13 protein-coding genes and 1 pseudogene are annotated in these 18,287 nt (G+C 59.3%); 6 read left to right on the plus strand and 8 right to left on the minus strand.

What is annotated here, in order from left to right:
* Positions 1 to 5 precede the first annotated feature (5 nt).
* Positions 6 to 1,424, minus strand: a complete 1,419-nt coding sequence (locus NDB2M4_RS14710) for an aspartate aminotransferase family protein (RefSeq protein ID WP_083556395.1) — start codon at positions 1,422 to 1,424, stop codon at positions 6 to 8.
* 112 nt (positions 1,425 to 1,536) lie between these two features.
* On the opposite strand from NDB2M4_RS14710, the gene NDB2M4_RS20510 reads away from it, so the two are divergent.
* Entirely contained in the window at positions 1,537 to 2,022 is a 486-nt protein-coding gene (locus NDB2M4_RS20510) for a hypothetical protein (RefSeq protein ID WP_244536193.1), read from the plus strand.
* A gap of 314 nt (positions 2,023 to 2,336) precedes the next feature.
* Here NDB2M4_RS20510 and NDB2M4_RS14720 read toward each other — a convergent pair whose 3' ends face one another.
* Genes NDB2M4_RS14720 through NDB2M4_RS14740 form a run of 5 tightly spaced genes read right to left on the minus strand, consistent with a single transcriptional unit; the run spans position 2,337 to position 6,663 of the window.
* Positions 2,337 to 3,125, minus strand: a complete 789-nt coding sequence (locus tag NDB2M4_RS14720) for an MlaA family lipoprotein (protein ID WP_139247313.1) — start codon at positions 3,123 to 3,125, stop codon at positions 2,337 to 2,339.
* Positions 3,126 to 3,158: 33 nt separating this feature from the next.
* Positions 3,159 to 3,788: an MlaC/ttg2D family ABC transporter substrate-binding protein gene (locus tag NDB2M4_RS14725; protein ID WP_072376426.1), complete on the minus strand. Its 630-nt coding sequence runs from the start codon at positions 3,786 to 3,788 to the stop codon at positions 3,159 to 3,161.
* A complete protein-coding gene (locus NDB2M4_RS14730; protein WP_072376428.1) occupies positions 3,775 to 4,854 on the minus strand; it encodes an HlyD family secretion protein in 1,080 nt (359 codons plus the stop codon). The genes NDB2M4_RS14725 and NDB2M4_RS14730 overlap by 14 nt, the downstream gene beginning before the upstream one ends.
* Positions 4,847 to 5,590, minus strand: coding sequence for an ABC transporter ATP-binding protein (locus tag NDB2M4_RS14735; RefSeq protein ID WP_072376430.1), 744 nt, complete (start codon positions 5,588 to 5,590; stop codon positions 4,847 to 4,849). Before NDB2M4_RS14735 ends, NDB2M4_RS14730 begins: the two co-directional genes overlap by 8 nt.
* A complete protein-coding gene (locus tag NDB2M4_RS14740; protein WP_171988114.1) occupies positions 5,587 to 6,663 on the minus strand; it encodes an ABC transporter permease in 1,077 nt (358 codons plus the stop codon). The genes NDB2M4_RS14735 and NDB2M4_RS14740 overlap by 4 nt, the downstream gene beginning before the upstream one ends.
* Positions 6,664 to 7,547: 884 nt before the next feature.
* Between NDB2M4_RS14740 and NDB2M4_RS14745 the strand changes: the two genes are divergently transcribed.
* The 5 genes and pseudogenes from NDB2M4_RS14745 (at position 7,548) to NDB2M4_RS14765 (ending at position 14,056) form a co-directional block, all read left to right on the plus strand.
* On the plus strand, positions 7,548 to 8,225 hold the full coding sequence (locus NDB2M4_RS14745; protein WP_072376452.1) for a winged helix-turn-helix domain-containing protein: 678 nt from the start codon (positions 7,548 to 7,550) through the stop codon (positions 8,223 to 8,225).
* Positions 8,226 to 8,315: 90 nt separating this feature from the next.
* Positions 8,316 to 9,524, plus strand: a complete 1,209-nt coding sequence (locus NDB2M4_RS14750) for an SAM-dependent methyltransferase (protein ID WP_244536194.1) — start codon at positions 8,316 to 8,318, stop codon at positions 9,522 to 9,524.
* Positions 9,525 to 9,563: 39 nt separating this feature from the next.
* Positions 9,564 to 9,650 (plus strand): annotated as a pseudogene (locus NDB2M4_RS14755) (EipA family protein); the annotation flags it as partial.
* A gap of 113 nt (positions 9,651 to 9,763) precedes the next feature.
* Positions 9,764 to 10,912: an efflux RND transporter periplasmic adaptor subunit gene (locus NDB2M4_RS14760; RefSeq protein WP_072376436.1), complete on the plus strand. Its 1,149-nt coding sequence runs from the start codon at positions 9,764 to 9,766 to the stop codon at positions 10,910 to 10,912.
* 15 nt (positions 10,913 to 10,927) lie between these two features.
* Positions 10,928 to 14,056 (plus strand): efflux RND transporter permease subunit, encoded by a 3,129-nt coding sequence (locus NDB2M4_RS14765; RefSeq protein ID WP_072376438.1) that lies wholly within the window; start codon positions 10,928 to 10,930, stop codon positions 14,054 to 14,056.
* 736 nt (positions 14,057 to 14,792) lie between these two features.
* On the opposite strand, the gene NDB2M4_RS14770 is transcribed toward NDB2M4_RS14765, so the two are convergent.
* On the minus strand, positions 14,793 to 15,767 hold the full coding sequence (locus tag NDB2M4_RS14770; RefSeq protein WP_139247315.1) for a hypothetical protein: 975 nt from the start codon (positions 15,765 to 15,767) through the stop codon (positions 14,793 to 14,795).
* Positions 15,713 to 17,833, minus strand: coding sequence for a RelA/SpoT domain-containing protein (locus tag NDB2M4_RS14775; protein WP_072376442.1), 2,121 nt, complete (start codon positions 17,831 to 17,833; stop codon positions 15,713 to 15,715). Before NDB2M4_RS14775 ends, NDB2M4_RS14770 begins: the two co-directional genes overlap by 55 nt.
* Positions 17,834 to 18,287: the final 454 nt, after the last annotated feature.

Below are 18,287 nucleotides of genomic sequence, written 5' to 3' on the forward strand. Positions count from 1 at the left end.
GCCCGTCAGGCCTGTACGCGGCGAAAAAGCTGATCGAGCAGGATAAGCGCCAGATCGATTTCGCCGTAGGACATCTCGAGCGACGGGGCGAGCGTGATGACGTTCTTGTGGTAGCCCCCGATGTCGAGAACGAGACCGTATTTCGTGCCCTTGTATTCGAGATCGCCCTTCAGCCCCTCGTCGACCATCCTGTCGACCAGCACCTTCGACGGTGTGAAGCTGTCGTGCGGCTCGCAAATCTCGATGCGCAGAGCCATGCCCAGGCCATCGACGTCGCCGACGATCTTGTGGCGCCGCTTCAAATCCTCGAGACCCTCGAGGAAGTAAGCACCCTTCTCCGGCACCGCCTTGGCGTAGTTGTTCTCTTCCATCAACTTCATGGCTTCGAGCGCGACGGCGGTGCCCAGTGGGTTCGAATTAAAGGTGGAGTGCGTTGAGCCGGGCGGAAAAACGCCCGGATTGATGAGCTCTTCCTTCGCCCATATTCCCGAGAGCGGATTGAGGCCGTTCGTGAGCGCCTTGCCGAAGACGATCACGTCCGGTTCGACTCCGAAGTGCTCGATCGACCAAAGTTTGCCGGTGCGATAGAAGCCCATCTGGATTTCGTCGACGACGAGCAAGATGCCATGATCGTCGAGCACCTTCTTCAACTCCCTGAAGAAGTTCATCGGCGGAATGACGTAGCCGCCAGTGCCCTGGATCGGCTCGACGTAGAAGGCGGCATACTCCGCAGTACCCGACTTGGGATCCCAAACGCCGTTATATTCGCTCTCAAATAACCGCGCGAAGTGCCTAACGCATTCGTGGCCGTACTCTTCCTTGGTCATGCCCTTCGGCCCACGGAAGTGATACGGGAATGGAACGAAGTTCGCGCGGTCCCCGAAGTGCCCGTAGCGGCGGCGATAGCGATACGACGACGTGATAGCGGACGCACCGAGCGTGCGGCCGTGATAGCCGCCCTCGAAGGCGAACATCAGGCTTTTTCCGTTCGAAGCGTTACGAACCAGCTTGAGCGAATCTTCCACGGCTTGCGCGCCGCCGACGTTGAAGTGCACGCGCCCCTTTTGGCCGAATCTGCTTTCCGTTTCCTGCGCGATCTTTGCGGCGAGTTGTATCTTCTCGCGGTGGAGATACTGGCTGGCGACCTGCGGCAGCCGATCGATCTGCTGCTTCAAGGCGTCGTTCAAACGCTTGTTGCAGTAGCCGAAGTTGACCGCCGAATACCACATCTGGAGATCGAGAAACTGCCGCCCCTCGGCGTCGTAGATATAGGCGCCTTCGCAGCGTTCGAATATCTTGGGAGGGTCCGTGTAGTGCACCGTATCGCCGTGCGAGCAGTATCTGCTCTCGAGTTCGAGGAGCGCATGGGTTTCAGTGTGGGCGTCATCGGCCCTTTTCGGCAGATTGCGTTCAATTGCATTCATGGGCCAACTCTTCCGTGACGAGGGGATTTCCTGCATCGATCAACTCCGCGAGGAGACGTCTCACATCAGCGAAGTTCTCGAACGGAACGCAGGGCCGGCCGATGGATCGCAAGTGAGCAAACAGTTTGGGTTTCGCAGCGACGACATCCGCCATTCTGGCCGCGGCACAGAAATCCGACTGACCATCGCCGACGAACAGAACGCGCGGATCGATTGCTCCGTCGCCTTGGAGGTCGGCGACCACGGCGCATTTGCAAGTGCCGGCTCCGGCGCAGCAGTCAGCATTCTGATGCGGCGAGAGCATGCGATGCGCGCCGTCGCCGCACGCGAGAAGCGCGTTGGCGTAGACTGGGATGTGACCCAGTCCGTGGCGGTCGAGAATGCGCGCGATTACCCTGTCCAACCCGTCGCTAACGATGACCAATTCGATGCACTCGTGTTTGCACAAATCGGCGAAGCTAGTGAAGTGCGGGTCGATGGTGATGGTATCTGCGAGCGCCTCGATCTGCGAGAGGTCCGCGCGCAAGAGCGCAACCTGACGGCCGAGACATTCTCGCGATCCTATGTTCCCGTCCTTCCAATCCTGCTCGATGCTTAGCCACTCTGGGTCGGCGTAGACCTCGAGCAGCCGATCTGTCGCATCAACGGTTGAAATGGTTCCGTCGAAATCGCATACGACGATCCAGCGGTTCCTGTAGGACTGCATGATCTTCCCCCTGAAGATGATCGCCGCTTGGTATCCCCCCACACAGCGTCGTGAGTGCTTTCGTCTTGGTCTTGCGTGGCGACTCGTTTGCTACCCTCCACTCGAACCTGCGCGCTCCAAGCTTCGCTATCTCGCAGAGAGAGATAGATAGAGGCGCACATGGGGGCTGGAATCCGGCAGCCACATCGCAAATCTGTAAGGTCGCGCTAATTGCCATTTTCTGTGGCCGAAGAAGCTCCCGCGATTGGCTGCAGCACTGCGGGGCAATTGTCATCCTTGAGATCTTCGGCAAGGTACTGGCGGTACGCCGATCGCAGAGCCGCATAGCCATCAAGAGACGTGCGCTCCAGTTTCTCCATATCCGGCGCGGCCTCGAAATTCCGCTCGGTGACGTCCAGAGCGGCAATGGACCAGCTGGCAGCGGACGCGCCTACGCGCCGCAATCCTAAATCGACGGGATCGGCGAAATACTCGGCTGCGATACCGGCCGTTGCGCGGAGATCGGCGGGTCCGAGAACAGGCAACATCAGGTATGGCCCGTCCGGAATTCCGAAGACCGCCAGTGTTCGCCCCAAATCGTTGTCATGGGCGTCTATGCCATACGACTTCGCAACGTCGAAAACACCGCCCACACCCAGCGTCGAATTCACCATGAAACGCCGCAAAGATGCGCCGGCCGCGCATTCGCGTCCCTGAGCCAGATCGTTGATAAACACCAACGGCTCTCTCAGATTGATCAGAACGTTCCGGATGCCGATCCAGATGGGTGCGAGCGGCTCTCCCGAAGCGGTGGCCTTGCGCAGCGGTTCCAGCGCGCGCCGCACCTCCGTGTTGAACGCGTAGATTTCGCGATTCATTGGCTCCAACGGATCGTTGAGGAGTTCCACTTCGGCGCGCACAGTTGGGTCTGTAGGCAGCGCGGCGCATGCAGACAACGCAAACAACGGCGGCGATGCGGCCGCGATCACACGTACTAGCCTCGTTACCTGCTTCACGTGCAAGAACTCCCCCCGAGCGCATTGCCAATGTTAGTTTGCTCGTGCTTTGAGCGCCGCCGTAAGGGCTTCGAGTTTGCCGTTTGCCCCACGCAGGAACGACCCGTAGTCTTGCTTAGTGGTCGTCGACGTACTGACGCCATCAATCACGACGTCGAGAAACTTCTCGCGCCCGCTGGGACCGGTAACGATCCAATCGACGTCATAGACGTGGCTCCCGGTTGGCGTGGAGATTGTCGAGCGGACCATCGTGGTGCCAGCAGCACCAGGTTGCACCGCTTTGATCTGCAGCGACTGGCCGTCGTAGTCGTAGAAGCGATCGGTATAGATGTTCGCTAGCGCACCGGAGAATACGCTTTGGAAGCGGCTCTGCTGCTCTGGGCTGGCGCGGGACCAATACGGCTCGACAACCATTTGGCCAATTGCCACAGCATCGAAGTACTTCAAGATAGCGGTGCGGAACTGCACGCGCCTGTCTTGATCGGCGATGGCCTTGTTCGACAAGATCGCAATTGCTTCGGTAGCGGCGCTCTGCACAAACGACGCGGGGCGGGAAGCTGCCGCCGTTACAGCGCCGCCCGAGAACAATGCGCCGAATGATGTCGCGGCGGCGAACGCCAGGAGCCATCCAGATGCTTTCGCAGCGGTGTTAGTTTGTGCCAAGGCCGTCTCCTTTACTGTTGGACGATTGGGTGGGCTCGAAGAACACGTCGACCCGCATGCCTGGCACGAGGGGTGATGCCGCCGCGAGGTCGACGATAACTTGAATGGCGTTGTCCTTGACGGTTGAGACTGCTTGATGCGCAGCCAGACCCCTCGGACGCGCGAGGGCAGCGATGAACGACACGGCGCCGGCAAAGTCCTTCTCAGGGAATGCGTCGGAGCGGACGACGACGCGCTGACCTAGCGTTACGTTGGCGATGTCGACTTCGTCGATCTCAGCTCGGACGCGAAGTCGATCGATGTCGCCCATAGCGATCACCGTGTCGTCTGACGCTGCACTCGCAGTGTCGCCCGGCTGTTTAAGAATGTTCAAGACTGTACCCGCGCGCGGCGCACGGATACGGGTCTTTTCCAGAACGGCGTACGCGATGGCGCGTTCTGCCCGTGCAACTGCCAGCGCCGACTCTGTTCGAGTTGGCCGCGGCGCATCATTTGATTTCTCCGATGCGGAGAGCGCGTTCCGGCTTTCGGCCAAGAACTCTCTACTGTGGGCAAGAGAGGCTTTGGCGATATTCAGAGCGTCGACCGACGCGCCATTAGCGCTGAGGCGATCGAGCGCCAGCTGGCTTCTCCAGACCTCGCTTTGGGAGTTCGCGACATTGTCTTCGGCCGACTGCCGCTGATTGGGCAACGAACTTGAAATGGCGTTGTCTCTTTCGGCCTCCCGGAACGAGACCTCGGCCTCGGCCGCTTGCACACGTGCCAATTGCTCGCTGTCATCGACGATCGCCAAAAGTTCTCCTTCGGCTACCTTGTCGCGCACACGAACGACGATCTTGTCGATCCGACCAGCACTTGTGGCGGCGATGCTTGTCTCCCCGGAGATCGGTTCGACCTTGCCGGGGGCTGCTGCGATCCAGTCAGACCCGGCGGCCACGTCCAATGACTGGTCTGTCTGCGCGGTAACGCCCGCTGCTGCGAGATACGTCGGGGATTTCGCGAGCATGGCACCGGCCGCCACGCCGACGGCGACCAGAAGCGCGGATCCCACATGGCGGCTAAGCATGACCGTTGTCTCCCGCCAGACTAGGCAATGCAGACGCTGGATCGAGCTCCGCCGCGGCGCTGAGAATTCTCCCGTCTTGCATGCAGACAATCCGGTCCGCGAACGGGAACGCGCGAGCATCGTGTGACACTGCGAGCACCGCTCGACCTTGTTCCCTTGCCAGGCGGCGAAGCTCCTGCAGCACGCCACGCCCGGCTTCGCTATCGAGGGCCGCCGTGGGCTCATCGGCCAGGATGATGCTCGGATTGGATACTACCGCCCGCGCGATGGCGACGCGCTGCTGCTCGCCGCCACTCATCTGTCCAGGCAACGAATGCAGTCGATGGGCAAGACCCACTGACCGAAGCGCGTTCTCTGCGGTCTCACGGGAGAGCGCCGCGCGGTGACCGCGAATTGCCAAACTGGCTTCGACATTCTGGCGCGCCGTCAGTCCGGGGAACAGATTGTAGGACTGGAAGACGAAGCCGACATGCTGGCGACGGAGCTGTGCAAGCCTTTCCTTGTCCATGTTTTCGGTCGATTGCCCCACAACTCTCACCACGCCCCTGGTTGGCTTCAGGATGCAGCCCATGATCGACAGCAACGTCGATTTTCCGCTGCCGGAAGGGCCGACGAGCAATACGAACTCGCCAGCAACCAGGGACAGACACACGCCCTTGAGCGCTTGAACGGAGCGCGCGCCGTCGCCGAGCACCATTTCAATATTCTCGGCTTCGAGAACTGCATCGTTGCTCATTGTGCGAACACCTCTGCAGGGTCGACGCGTCCGACCTTTGCTGCTGCTGCAAACGCTGCAGCGGAGGACATCAGGGCGGCGATTGCGGTCAGGACGAGCATCAAGGACGGGGTTATTTGGATTGGCAAACTGGAGATCGCCGAAATGGCGATCACGCCGGTGTTTCCAATCAAGGCCAGCGCGCATCCTGCAAGCGTGCAAATACCCGCTTGACAAGCGACCACTGAAACAAGGAAGCGTTTGGATGAACCCATTGCCCGAAGCGTCGCAAATTCTTTTCGGTGATCGTTCACGCTCGTATAGAGCGACTGCATCATGATCACCGAGCCGACAACCACGGCGAGCCCGGCTCCGGCCAGGAGTGCAATTCCGGCACCTGTCTCAAGCAGCCAGCGCTCCACATTGCGACGCCGGAACTCCGCCGATGTCAGCACCTCTGCGTTGGGTAGCTTGCTGGCGATGCGCTCTCTTACGAGTGCGGCGTCAGTGCCACGCGAGAGCCCAACTGCGAGGTAAGAGACGCGCGAGGCATCCGCATTAAGAAACGCGCGGGCCTGCGAGAGCCGTGTGAAGACGTAGGGGGATGTCGTGAAGGACCTGATGCCGCTTGTTATAACCGCGACACGCGCCTGGAGTCCCTCGATGCGGGCAATATCGCCGCGCTTACTCACGCCCAGCTGTTGGGCATAGGACGCGTCGATTGCGACCGCATCTGGCGCCTTGAGATCGTAGGGCTTTCCGCTCGATAGGTTCCAGGGTTCAATCACCCCCGTTGCTGGATCGCTGCCCACCACGATCACGCTCGTGCTGCCGCCGCCGGGTTTCCGCCACTCGGCAAACCCCACCAGCATTGGTGTGACGCGCCTCACCCCTTCAACAGTCGCTGCGGCATATCGCTGAGTACTCTCCAGCTGCGCAGGATCGTCAAAGGCGGCAGTACCGACTGGAACGATCCACAGATCTGCGTTCGCATGATCGATAAGCGCCGAGATCGTGCGATCGAAGCCGGCGAGCAGGCCGAGCTGCACGGTCACAAGCACGAACGACAGTCCGATACCCGCGGCCGTGGCCAAGAACCGCGCTGGATCGTGCAGCAGGTTCTTGAGTGCAATTATGCCGATCATTGTTCCCCCAGGCACGCACTATGGGTTGGCGACGGCGCCCCCTCCGCTCACCCGCGTTTGAACGCCAGATGACACGGCGGGCACTCGGCAATGTGGCGCGGGCTTTACATGTCTGTAAGGTGCCGCAGACAGGCGTCGACGCAATGATCACCGTGCGCGTCGCCCCTGTTGCCCATTTCGGCTGATAACGAAGGCATCGAGCCCACGATGGGTTGCGATTGCACGCCCCGCATGCGACCGACCTACTTCGCGCCTTCGATTGCGACAGGTGACAAGAGCGCTACCGCACTAAGCAGAGACATTGACTTACGCATTCTGTTCGCTCCGTTGGCGACGATGAGGGAGCCCATGTCCCATTAGATCGCGCAGATGCCGTGAATGCATCGTGGAGGTCGCGTGCAGCACCTAGGCTGCCCTGGCGCGCTAGGCACGTGCGGGCGAATGATGCGCCGTTGGCCCGCGACCGGGAATTCTAATTTGCGGGTACGCTCTCCCGGCGGGCGCGCTCACGTCTACTTTGGCCGGCGAAGGAGCCGAAGCGGCCCTCACATGCCGCCCAACCCCACTTGGACCATGGGACTTTTCGTGCGCTCTCGACAGAGTCTCCACGAAGTCTGCGCAGGCCATAGGCGGTTAGCTGCAAGAGTCCGCTACAGAGCTGCCAAGAGACGCACGTGGCGGGTTCCTGCCATCGCGCACTCTCGTCGCAGCGATCTGACGCTTACATGGCGGAATTCCTGGATGCGACGTGTGACTTGACGAGAAGCACATTGCTTGAACCGGAAGAATTGCAGCGGATGCATCACATGCCACTCCCGGATGCCGTTGCGGCTATGCGCATTCTCGTTATCGACGGCGACCCTGAAACCGTTGGCCAACTGACCTGCAGTTTCAGTAGAGCCGGTCAACAGATCGAGTCCACCGCGGACGGACGTAGTGGTTTGATGCTCGCAACCACATCGCCCTACGATGTGATCATTCTGGATCGCGACTTGTCTGAGATTGATGGTCTCTCACTTGTTGCGACCCTCCGGCAGACTGGCACGGCGACTCCGATCTTATTCTTGACGTCTCTCGGCAGCGTCGCCGACCGTGTGGCGGGTCTCGAGGCTGGCGCGGACGACTATTTGCTCAAGCCTTTCGACTTTAGTGAGCTGATGGCGCGCGTTCGTGCGCTCGCGCGCAGACCGCCATTTCAGGGACAGCAGATAACATTGAGAGTCGCTGATCTCGAAGTGAACCTGATTTCACGCACTGTGATGCGGGCAGGCCGTGTGATTGACCTTCTCCCGCGCGAGTTCGAACTGCTTGTGATGCTAATGCGAAATGAGGGGCGCGTGTTGACCCGGACGATGTTGTTGGAGCGCATCTGGGACTTCCATTTCGACCCCAAGACGAGTGTCGTTGAAACGCACGTCAGCCGGCTGCGAATGAAGATCGACAGAACCTATCCCGCGAGATTGATCCATACAGTGCGCGGCAGAGGATACAGCCTGTATCCGTCCTCCTGATCTCGTTTGAAACGACCGCGTTCACGTAGGCAGCTTCGGAGAATAGTCATTACTATCGACAAACTTCTGGTTCACGCTCTGGCGCCCGTCGTGTCGGTGGGCGATCTCGTGGTACTTACTCCCTCGGGCAAACACAAATTTGGCGATGGCAGAGGACCACGCGTCGCTTGCCGCTTCTTAGACTCGCGCGCTGTTTTCGCCTTCGTGACTGACCCGGACTTGAAGCTGGGCGAACTGTACATGGAAGGCCGCCTGGCGATGGAAGCCGGATCGATTTTCGATCTTCTCTGCTTGCTTTTGCAGGGATCACGTAATCGTCGGCAACCGTTGCTCGCGCGCATCATCGACAGAGCACGCTCTGCCTGGGGTCGCACTATCCAGACGAACTATCAGGCCCGGTCCCGAAGCAACGTGGCGCACCACTACGACCTCGACGAGCGTCTCTATGCGCTGTTTCTCGACAAAGACATGCAGTACTCGTGTGCATACTTCGAAAGCGAAGATGTCGATCTGGATAGCGCGCAGCTCGCCAAGAAGCGGCACATAGCCGCGAAGCTCGCGCTCGAGCCGAATCATCGCGTGCTGGACATAGGATGCGGCTGGGGCGGACTTGCTCTCTATCTCTCAAACGCGGCGGGTGCTGCCAGCATTCTTGGGATCACCCTCTCGGAGAAACAACTGCGCTTCGCGGAGGATCGCAGAGGTAAGGCTGGTGGCAATCGTTCGGCGACGTTCGGGCTTGCGGATTTCCGACAGGTTTGCGGAACTTTTGACCGGATCGTCTCAGTCGGCATGTTTGAGCACGTCGGCAGCAAGTTCTACGATCGGTTCTTTGCAAAATGCCACGAGCTTTTGGCCGACGACGGAATTATGCTGCTGCACACCATCGGCTGCTCGGCAGGATCTGGATTTGTCATGCCATGGCTTAATAAATACATCTTCCCAGGCGCGTACGTCCCGTCGCTCTCGGAAATCGTTCCTGTCATCGAGCGCCATGGGCTAGTGATCAGCGACATCGAGGTGCTGCAGCGTCACTATGCATTGACGTTACGTCACTGGCGAGAACGGTTCCTAAATCGCTGGAGCGAAGCCGCCATTCTCTATGACGAGCGATTCTGCCGAATGTGGGAGTTCTATTTATCCGCCGGCGAAGCAGCCTTTCGGTATGAAGACGTCAACGTCTTTCAAATCCAGCTGACCAAAAAGCCGGCGGTCACGCCGCTTACGCGATCATATATTGGCGCGCGCGAGTCGGCTCTACTCGAAACGGAACGGCGACAGGCCACTGCGGGAACATGAGCTGACGTGGGCGCTCTCGGTGGCCCCGCGCTCATGGCGCCCATCCGCACCGGCCTCGGGCTGCGGCTCGGCGCCGACATCGGCTACATCCGCTTCACGCCACGGCCCACCTGGGGCCCGTTCTGAGACTACGGCGGCACTGTCCACACGGCCTCGACGTAACCTCGACATTCGGCCAACCGCGGGAAGCGAGGCTGGCGAGTGTGGCCGCTGCTGTGCCACGTGCTCTAGGCGCGACTATGAACTTGATCAGCTACTTGCGTATCAATCTACTCTTGGTTGTCTTGGCTTTGGTCGGCTGTCGTGTAGACGGAGCGCCCGAAGCCAATAGTCCCCCCGCAACAGTCTCTGTGCTGTCAGCGCGAACTGAGACCGTGACACTGTTTGATGAGTTGCCGGGCCGCGTGGTGGCGGTGCGCGCGGCTGAAATCAGGCCGCAGGTTGGCGGTATCGTCGAAAAGCGGATGTTCATAGAAGGCTCCGAGGTCGTCGCCGGCCAGCCCCTATTTCAAATCAATGCCGCTCCTTTCGCGGCGGAGGTCGAAAGCGCCGAAGCGGTGCTGCAGCGCGCCGAGTCGGGTGTCGTCCGAAACTTAAACAAGTTCGAGCGAGCTAAGAAACTGATCACCACCAACGTGATCAGCAACCAAGCTTATGACGACGCGGTCGCCGAACTGGCGCAGGCGAAGGCAAACGTTGCCGAAGCGAAGGCGACACTGCAGCGTCGGCGCCTCGAACTTGAGTACACCATAGTGCGCGCCCCTATCGCGGGACGCATCGGGTCGGCGTTGGTCACCGAAGGCGCGCTGGCAGCTGCCTCCGGAGCGGCGCCATTCGCGATCGTGCAGCAGATCGACCGAGTCTTTGTCGACGTTCGGCAGCCGGCGTCGCAGCTTGAAGTCATCCGCGCTTCTGTGCGATCGGGTCAACTCGACGATAGCTCACGGATCCCCGTCGCCATCTTTTCGGCTAGCGGCGATCTCTATCCGTTAGCAGGACGCACTCTCTTTTCCGACATCAGTGTCGACGAGGGCACGGGCAATGTCAGCGTGCGCGTGGAGGTCAACAATCCGGACAGGGTCCTGCTGCCCGGCATGTACGTGCGGGTCAGACTGCCGCGCGGTACCAAACGTGATGTTGTGATGGTTCCGCAGCAGGCGGTCTTGAGGAATCCAGGCGGGCAACCTCAGCTCCTCATCGTTGACGAAGCCAAACGAGCGACGCTCCGTACCGTTGAGCTGGGGGAGCTGGTTGAAGGTCGCTACATCGTGACGGCCGGCCTCAAGCCCTTCGAGACCTTCGTGGTTGAAGGACAGGAACGCGCGCGCGATGGCGACCTTATAAGCGCTGTGCCTTTCGTCCTCGCAGCAGCCGATGCGCAGCGCTAACGGCGGAGACGGCAAGTGCCCGCATTCTTTATCAATCGTCCAGTCTTCGCCTGGGTTATCGCGCTCTTCATCGCGCTGCTTGGTGCCCTGGCTTTGCCCCAACTACCAGTGTCGCGCTTTCCAACCATCGCTCCCCCGAGCGTAAGCATCTACGCAACCTATACCGGCGCAACGCCGAAAACCGTCAATGACAGCGTCGTCAGTCTGATCGAGCGGGAGCTGTCGAGCGTCAAGAATATGCTGTACTTTGAGTCTTCGGCGGACACATCCGGCAGTGCCAGTGTCACCGCAATGTTCAAGCCCGGCACCGATCCGGACCTTGCGCAGGTCGATGTGCAGAACCGGCTAAAGGCGATCGAGCCCCGCCTTCCTCAGGCGGTGCGCCAGCTCGGCGTGACTGTCGAATCGGCGACCTCAGATTTCCTCCTGATCGTGACGTTGAGCTCCACCGACGCGTCGTACAATGAGCTCGAGCTCGGGGATTACATGACCCGCAGCATCGCCGAAGAGCTCAAGCGCGTGGAAGGGGTCGGACGGGTTCAGTCGTTCGGCTCCGAGAAAGCCATGCGCATCTGGATAGACCCCGCGATGCTCATCTCGTACTCCCTCTCGTTGTCTGACATCCAGACGGCGATCCGGGCGCAGAATGCCGAGATCGCGCCTGGCCGCATCGGCTCCGAGCCTACGGTCAAGGGGCAGAAAATCAGCGTGCCATTGACCGTAGAAGGACAGCTGCAAACTCCCGAGCAGTTCGCAGCCATCGTACTGCGCGCGCGGCCGGACGGCTCGAAGCTCGTTCTGGGTGATGTCGCGCGCGTTGAGATGAACGCCCAAAGCATGGCTTTCTCAATCCGCGAAGACGGACGACCGGCGACCGCGGCCGGGGTTCAACTCTCGCCTGGCGCTAATGCCGTACGCACGGCCGACGCGATCAAAGCACGCCTCGCCGAGCTTGCGCCGACTATGCCGAAGGGCATGAAGTACTCGATATCCTATGACACCTCGCCCTTTATCAAGATTTCGATCGAGAAGGTCATCTACACGCTCGTCGAGGCCATGGTGCTGGTCTTCCTCGTGATGCTTTTGTTCCTGCAAAAGCTCCGCTACACGCTCATTCCAGCCATCGTTGCCCCCGTCGCGCTGCTTGGAACCCTGACGGTCATGTGGGTGGCTGGCTTCTCGATTAACGTGCTCACCATGTTCGGAATGGTCCTGGCCATCGGCATCATCGTCGACGACGCGATCGTCGTCGTCGAGAACGTTGAGCGGATCATGGCTACGCAGGGTCTATCGCCCAAGCAAGCTACGCAGAAAGCGATGGGGGAGATCACCGGCGCGGTCATCGGTATCACCCTCGTGCTTTCCGCTGTCTTTGTCCCCATGGGACTTGCATCCGGTTCGGTGGGTGCCATTTACCGGCAGTTCGCGGTGGCCATGTCGGTCTCCATTCTATTCTCCGCTTTTCTGGCGCTGACGCTGACGCCGGCTCTGTGCGCCACCCTGTTGAAGCCGGTTGACACTTCGCATCACGCTCGACGGGGCTTTTTTGGTTGGTTCAATCGCGCCTTCGATCGGCTCACGGAACAGTACGGTTTCTGGGTAGGTGCTCTCATCCGACGAGGTGGGCGCATGATGGTGATTTATTTCGTCATCGTCTTCGCCATGATTTACGCCTTCGTGCGATTGCCCTCCTCCTTCGTGCCCAACGAAGATCAAGGGAACTTCATGACCATGTTCTCCCTTCCCGCCGATGCGACTGCGGAGCGGACGTTGTCCATCGTTAAGATGTACGACGCGCATGTTGCGCAGCGCCCAGACGTGGAAAGCAACACCTCAGTTGTCGGCTTTGGTATGTATGGATCCGGTTCCAACGCCGCGATGAGCTTTACGACTCTCAAGGATTGGAAGCAGCGCGCCGGAACCGTCGACGACGAGATCGCGAGTGCTACTGCAGCGATGGCTAGGGCTCCGGAGGGGATCGTCATGAGCGTGAAGCCGCCGGCCATCGAGGCGCTCGGCACGACCTCGGGGTTCTCGCTGCGCCTCCAGGATCGTGCCAATCGCGGCTACGCGGCTTTGGTGACGGCACAGAACCACCTGTTGGAACTTGCGGCGCACAGCAAGCTCGTCACCGGGGTTACCACCGAAGGATTGCCGGATGGGCCAAATCTCAAGCTGCGGGTCGATCGCCAAAAGGCGGAAGCCCTTGGCGTTCCCTTTTCCGTGATCAGCGACATGCTTACTGCCGCCATCGGGTCTTCTTACGTGAACGACTTTCCGAATGCCGGGCGCATGCAGCAGGTAATTGTGCAGGCTGATGCGCCCAATCGGATGCAGATTGAAGACGTTTTAAAGCTCTACGTGCGGAACAACGCAGGCGGCATGGTCTCCCTCGCGGAACTTGTGTCCGTCACCTGGGAAGCAGGGCCCCTCCAATTGACCCGCTACAACGGCTTCCCAGCGGTCCGCATTACCGGGAATGCTGCTCCCGGCGTTTCCAGCGGCGACGCGATGGCTGAAATGGAGAGATTGGCTGAACAGCTGCCTGCGGGCTTTAAGCTCGATTGGGTCGGCCAGTCCCTCCAGGAAAAGCTATCCGGCCAGCAAGCCCCGACGCTCCTTGCACTATCGATGATCGTCATCTTCCTGATCCTCGCCGCGCTCTACGAGAGCTGGTCGATTCCCCTGTCCGTCATGCTGGTGGTGCCTCTCGGCATCGCCGGTGCGATCCTCGCAGTACACTTGCGAGGCCTCGACAACGATGTCTTCTTCAAGGTGGGTCTTGTCACCATCATCGGTCTTTCCGCGAAGAACGCAGTTCTTATCGTCGAGTTTGCCAAAACACTTCGCTCTCAAGGGGTGGAGATGGGCGAGGCCATCGTGACAGCTGCACGTCTGCGCTTACGTCCGATTCTCATGACCTCGCTCGCTTTCACGTTAGGTGTCGTTCCACTCATGCTTGCCCACGGCGCAAGCGCCGAAACCCAACATGCCATCGGCACAGGAGTGTTCGGCGGCATGGTTTCCGCCACCGTGCTGGCGATCTTCTTCGTGCCGGTCTTCTACGTGCTTGTCAGGAGGTTTGTCGACCGGTGCGAAGAGAATGATGAATGTTCTGACACCTGCGATTCCAAGACAACATAGGAATTGCTGCACGTCTGCGGCAAAGGCCGGGCCCGACTATGGCGGCTCGGAGCGCAAGAAAGAAGCCAGCCACTCGTGGTCTTGGCACGCGGTATCTTCTCCATATCAACGTCGACATTGCGTTCACTCGCTCTCGACGAAACCTCGACAAACATGACCATCCTGCGAAGCAGTAACGCACATCGCTGAGAGGTCCAATATGCCGACGGAGTTAGAGAGAACCTACGCTCAGGTGATCGCTGGACTGATCGCCATGATCGGTAGAGAGCAGGTTCTTATCTCGCCGGAGCACCTGCCTTTCGACCCCTTTTCCATCCACGTTACCGAGGATGACAACGGCGTGACTGTGTACTTAGTTCGCGACTAGAAATGAGAACGCTCCGCAACGCGAGCGGCCAGGAGTGTCCGCCGCGCTCCGCGATGTGGACAGTAAGGGTGCGCGGGGCCGACGCTCAATGTGTGCTTTTTTTCTAGCACTAGCTCGCCGTCGAGCCGATCGCTACCTGATGGCAGCAATGCCGAGGAAGCAGAAATCAGCGCCCGTCCTGAACCGTCTGTCTGGATTCGGAGCAGGTAGGTCAGTTCAACATTCGCAACCGGAAGTCCGCGGATTTAACACAGCCAGGGCCCCTAGCGGACATGCCGACGCGCAACACGCCTACACTGCGATTGGCGGCTAGTGGCGCCGGAGGTAGTCTAAGCCGCCTTTACCAGAGTCGGGACAAATGCCGCTAATTCACTGATTTGTCCCGTCCCCCCTTGGACCTGGATCACTTAACGGCTCACCGTATTCAAGTCTTCGCATCGCAATGTCGGCCTCTGCGCTCCGTTGCGCTGCTGCGATTGCATTGTCGAGGCTCTTGCGCAAATCCTCGGCAAAGCGCCGTACTGGCTCACGAGGGTCCGCCAACCATAATTCGAGGGCCGACAGCTGGCTTAACAGTGCGTCACGGTGGCCAAATTCTCCGCGCATCAGCCCAGTAGCGCCGAGAGCGATGCGGACATCCCGCAACAGCGGATCGTCAATATCCAGGACGGCAACAAGCTCGCGCAGCACGACGTGGACCGCAGGCGAACCGTGGTAGTTCGTCACTATCGCGATTACAAATTGCTGACGCTGAACTTCCTTTGACGTGGCGTATTCCGTGAGGAGCTGGATCAGCTCGGCTGAGGGTTCTGGAAACAGATTCGAGATGAAGCGTGCGCTCTTGAACTCTGCCAGCACGGGATCCTGAACGTACCACTCGAATGCTCGTGGCAGTGCGAGCGCAGACGCGCCTGTCATGGCCTCCCGCAGCCTTTTGAAGTCAAACGGTACGGCTTCGAACCTGTCGTCGATAGAGGTGCGGGCGCGTTGCCTCTGCCGTTCAAGCCGCTCACCAAAGAGATCTATGACCGCAGCCGTGTTGCTGCTGGCAAACGCGGCCAATATCTCCTCAGCGTGGTAGTCGATCTTGGGAAGATTGCGAAGAGCAATGAAAAGATTTCTTCGCTCACTATCGCCGAGCTGCATCAGCAGACCCTCACGCTTGCCCCAAAGCCAAATGGGGTGGGTCCATCGATAGCGTTGTCGCGTATCGAGGTAGGCAATCATTTCGCCACAAAGCCGACGAGCCAAGGGCAGCCCAAACTCTTCGGGTCGGGCAGCAACGGCTTCTAGCACGGTGAAGGCCGCGGAATCGTTTTTGGCCTCGACTGCGCGGCGTGCCACTTCTGCAAGCCGCTCTGGTAAGGCGGGGTCGGCATAGCGGAGGAATGCAGCGAGCTGCTCAAGTTGTCGTTCTGTTTTGTAGCTTCGTCCACCCAACGGATCGCCGCGGCCGGATCGCTGGTGTAAAGTCCACGAAGCAGCCCTGGAATGAACTGAGCGATTGGTTTGTCTTGGCTACGGTCGAGCCAAGCACTTCCGATCTTTGGGTGAGCCTTCGCAACGCTAGCGACGAAAGCACCGAGGTGTGGGAACGTCGCTAAGTCTTCAGATTCAATCGCTGCATACTCGTTGATGCGCTTAAACCACTCGTCGGCCGTGGTTGCTGTGACGGTAGTCAGCAACTCATCGATGCGCTCCTGACGATGCGCAGTCTTTGCTTCAAAGTCTGTTGAGGCTCGCTCAGACTCTTCCCATTCGTAGGGGAACACAGTCTCGAATCCCACGAGGGCCTTAAACGCGACGTAGTCCCCCAATAAGTTTACGCGATCCCGAAACTCTCTCGCCGCGGCCATGACCTCGTCCCGAGCGGCGGCCAGGGAAGGGTCTTTCAACAGGTCAGCGGGCATGTCCCTGCATCGACGAAAGAGAAAGAATACGCTCTGTTCGATCGTTTCCTTGAGTGGATCCCCGAACTCTTCGAATGTTGTCGACAAGAACCGGATCAAGGCGACCGTGTCCGCAAACGCGCGGCGCATGAGGTCGTCGGCATACTGACCTTGATGAGGTAGGTGGGTCGAGTTCTGCAGAGCCGTGAATATCTGACGCCGCTCCAGATCGCTCTGGGACGATTGCATTAGCTCCGTCAGCAAACTGAACGCTCGGTCTCGAACTTGGTTGAGCCGATCTGATACCGCGACGGCGCCCGTCTGCCATGTAAACGTTGTCGAAGTGTTCGACGTGCCAGTCACCTCGGGCGCAAGGCACCGACCTGCCACCTCGATCATGAGTGGTCGCGTCGAAGCCAACCTGTCCGGCGGTGTGGCGGCTATTGCGTCAAGAAGTATCTCCTGAACCGCAGGCCCATACTCCTGCCAAACGCGCAGAGAATGCTGCGCAAGCTGTCCAACAGCCTGAACTACCTTGGTCCGCGCCCCCTCGTCGACCAACACGAAGATTTCTGAAAGAGTTTGATAGCTCTTATCGGGCTCGACGTAGGAAAGTGTCTTAAGTATCGAGAGCACGCCGTCTACCACGTCACCAATGCCTCGGCCCGGCAGAGTCCCGATCGGTGTCTCAATAGGCTTGATCGGAGCTACGAGTGAGCGTTTGACCGCGTCGACCATTGTGCGTCTGATGTCAGAAGCAACCGACGGAACATCGTCAACAATCGGAAGTACTAGACTCTCGTATTCCTCTAGCCGCTCAACCCGGAGATTGTTGTCGGGCGCGTCTCGGATCGCTGCCAGAATATCGCTGGCGACCAGGCGTTGCCCCGAAGCTATCCGCTCAAAATCGTTGAGTGCTTGTTGAAACTCGTATCCCGCCGGCAGCAGATACGTTTCCTGGATGCGCTTCATCCGCTCTTCGATTTTTCGGAGTTGAGCCGCTCCAACGCCTTTGAGCTTTGGGCTCTTGTAAATGGTATCGTGCGCGGTCTCTGACCACGCGTGGTTCAAAATGGTCTGCACCTGCACCTCACAGACAAGGCCGGCAAATCGGCTGTACTCGGGCAGGATGGTGCGACTCTCCTTCAGGCGGACAACGTAGTTGTCGCCGATATATTGACTGCTTCCTTCGCTACCGCGAGGATAGTGAAGCTTGGTTCGCTCCCAAACGACTTCAAAGTTGTCGAATAAAATGCGTGAGTGACTCAGCCGATCAACGTCGCTGTTTGAGTAGAGAACGACTCGTACTCCAGCTAGGTCCTTCGCCTTTTCTTCAATCGCGCCCGATTCGCCACTTCCGATTTTGGCCGCCAAGCTGTCCGGTGCTTTCGCCCTGCGCTGCACCTGAAGGCGCCGAATGTGAGGGTGCGCCTTGATGGCCGCTTCGAGGATTGCTGCCACGGCCTCCGCAAGGTCGGTGTAGAGTTCTTTGCCGCCCTGTACGTACTCATCGAACGTCATTTCGATGCCCTCTGATACATTCAGATGCCGACTGAATTTCGCCTTTGAAAGTGCGGACTCACGGTCATGACCCCGCTTCGGCGGCGGCTGCTTCTGCCTGACGGAAACTGGAGCTTAGAACCCTGCCAACAGGGAACACAGGTGGAAAGGACAGAGATACTCTAAATATAGAGCACAGTCCGAGTACCTCGGCATTCAAGTCGATGCTGCGATTGAGATCGCAGAGAAGAGAGAAGATTCGCATCTGACGGGCGGTTGCCCACCAAGAGCAGACCTGGCCGGCGATGACGACGGCGCGCCGACCAGGAATCCGTCGACTTCCGCAATTGATGCTGTGGACGGCATCCATCAGCCGGCCCGAGCGACCAGTATGGTTATCGGGCTAGAGATGGAGGAAGTCAGATGGTGCAGCCAGTCACGGTCGGCCTCGATATCGCTAAGAACGTGTTTCACG

This window comes from Hyphomicrobium sp. NDB2Meth4 (assembly GCF_900117445.1).
Lineage (GTDB): Bacteria > Pseudomonadota > Alphaproteobacteria > Rhizobiales > Hyphomicrobiaceae > Hyphomicrobium_A.

Excerpts from the sequence above, each read along its gene's own strand:
- NDB2M4_RS14730 (WP_072376428.1), bottom strand. The coding sequence starts at position 4,854 with ATGCTTAGCCGCCATGTGGGATCCGCGCTTCTGGTCGCCGTCGGCGTG.
- NDB2M4_RS14760 (WP_072376436.1), top strand. The coding sequence starts at position 9,764 with ATGAACTTGATCAGCTACTTGCGTATCAATCTACTCTTGGTTGTCTTG.
- NDB2M4_RS14735 (WP_072376430.1), bottom strand. The coding sequence starts at position 5,590 with ATGAGCAACGATGCAGTTCTCGAAGCCGAGAATATTGAAATGGTGCTC.
- NDB2M4_RS14710 (WP_083556395.1), bottom strand. The coding sequence starts at position 1,424 with ATGAATGCAATTGAACGCAATCTGCCGAAAAGGGCCGATGACGCCCAC.
- NDB2M4_RS14745 (WP_072376452.1), top strand. The coding sequence starts at position 7,548 with ATGCGCATTCTCGTTATCGACGGCGACCCTGAAACCGTTGGCCAACTG.
- NDB2M4_RS14775 (WP_072376442.1), bottom strand. The coding sequence starts at position 17,833 with ATGACGTTCGATGAGTACGTACAGGGCGGCAAAGAACTCTACACCGAC.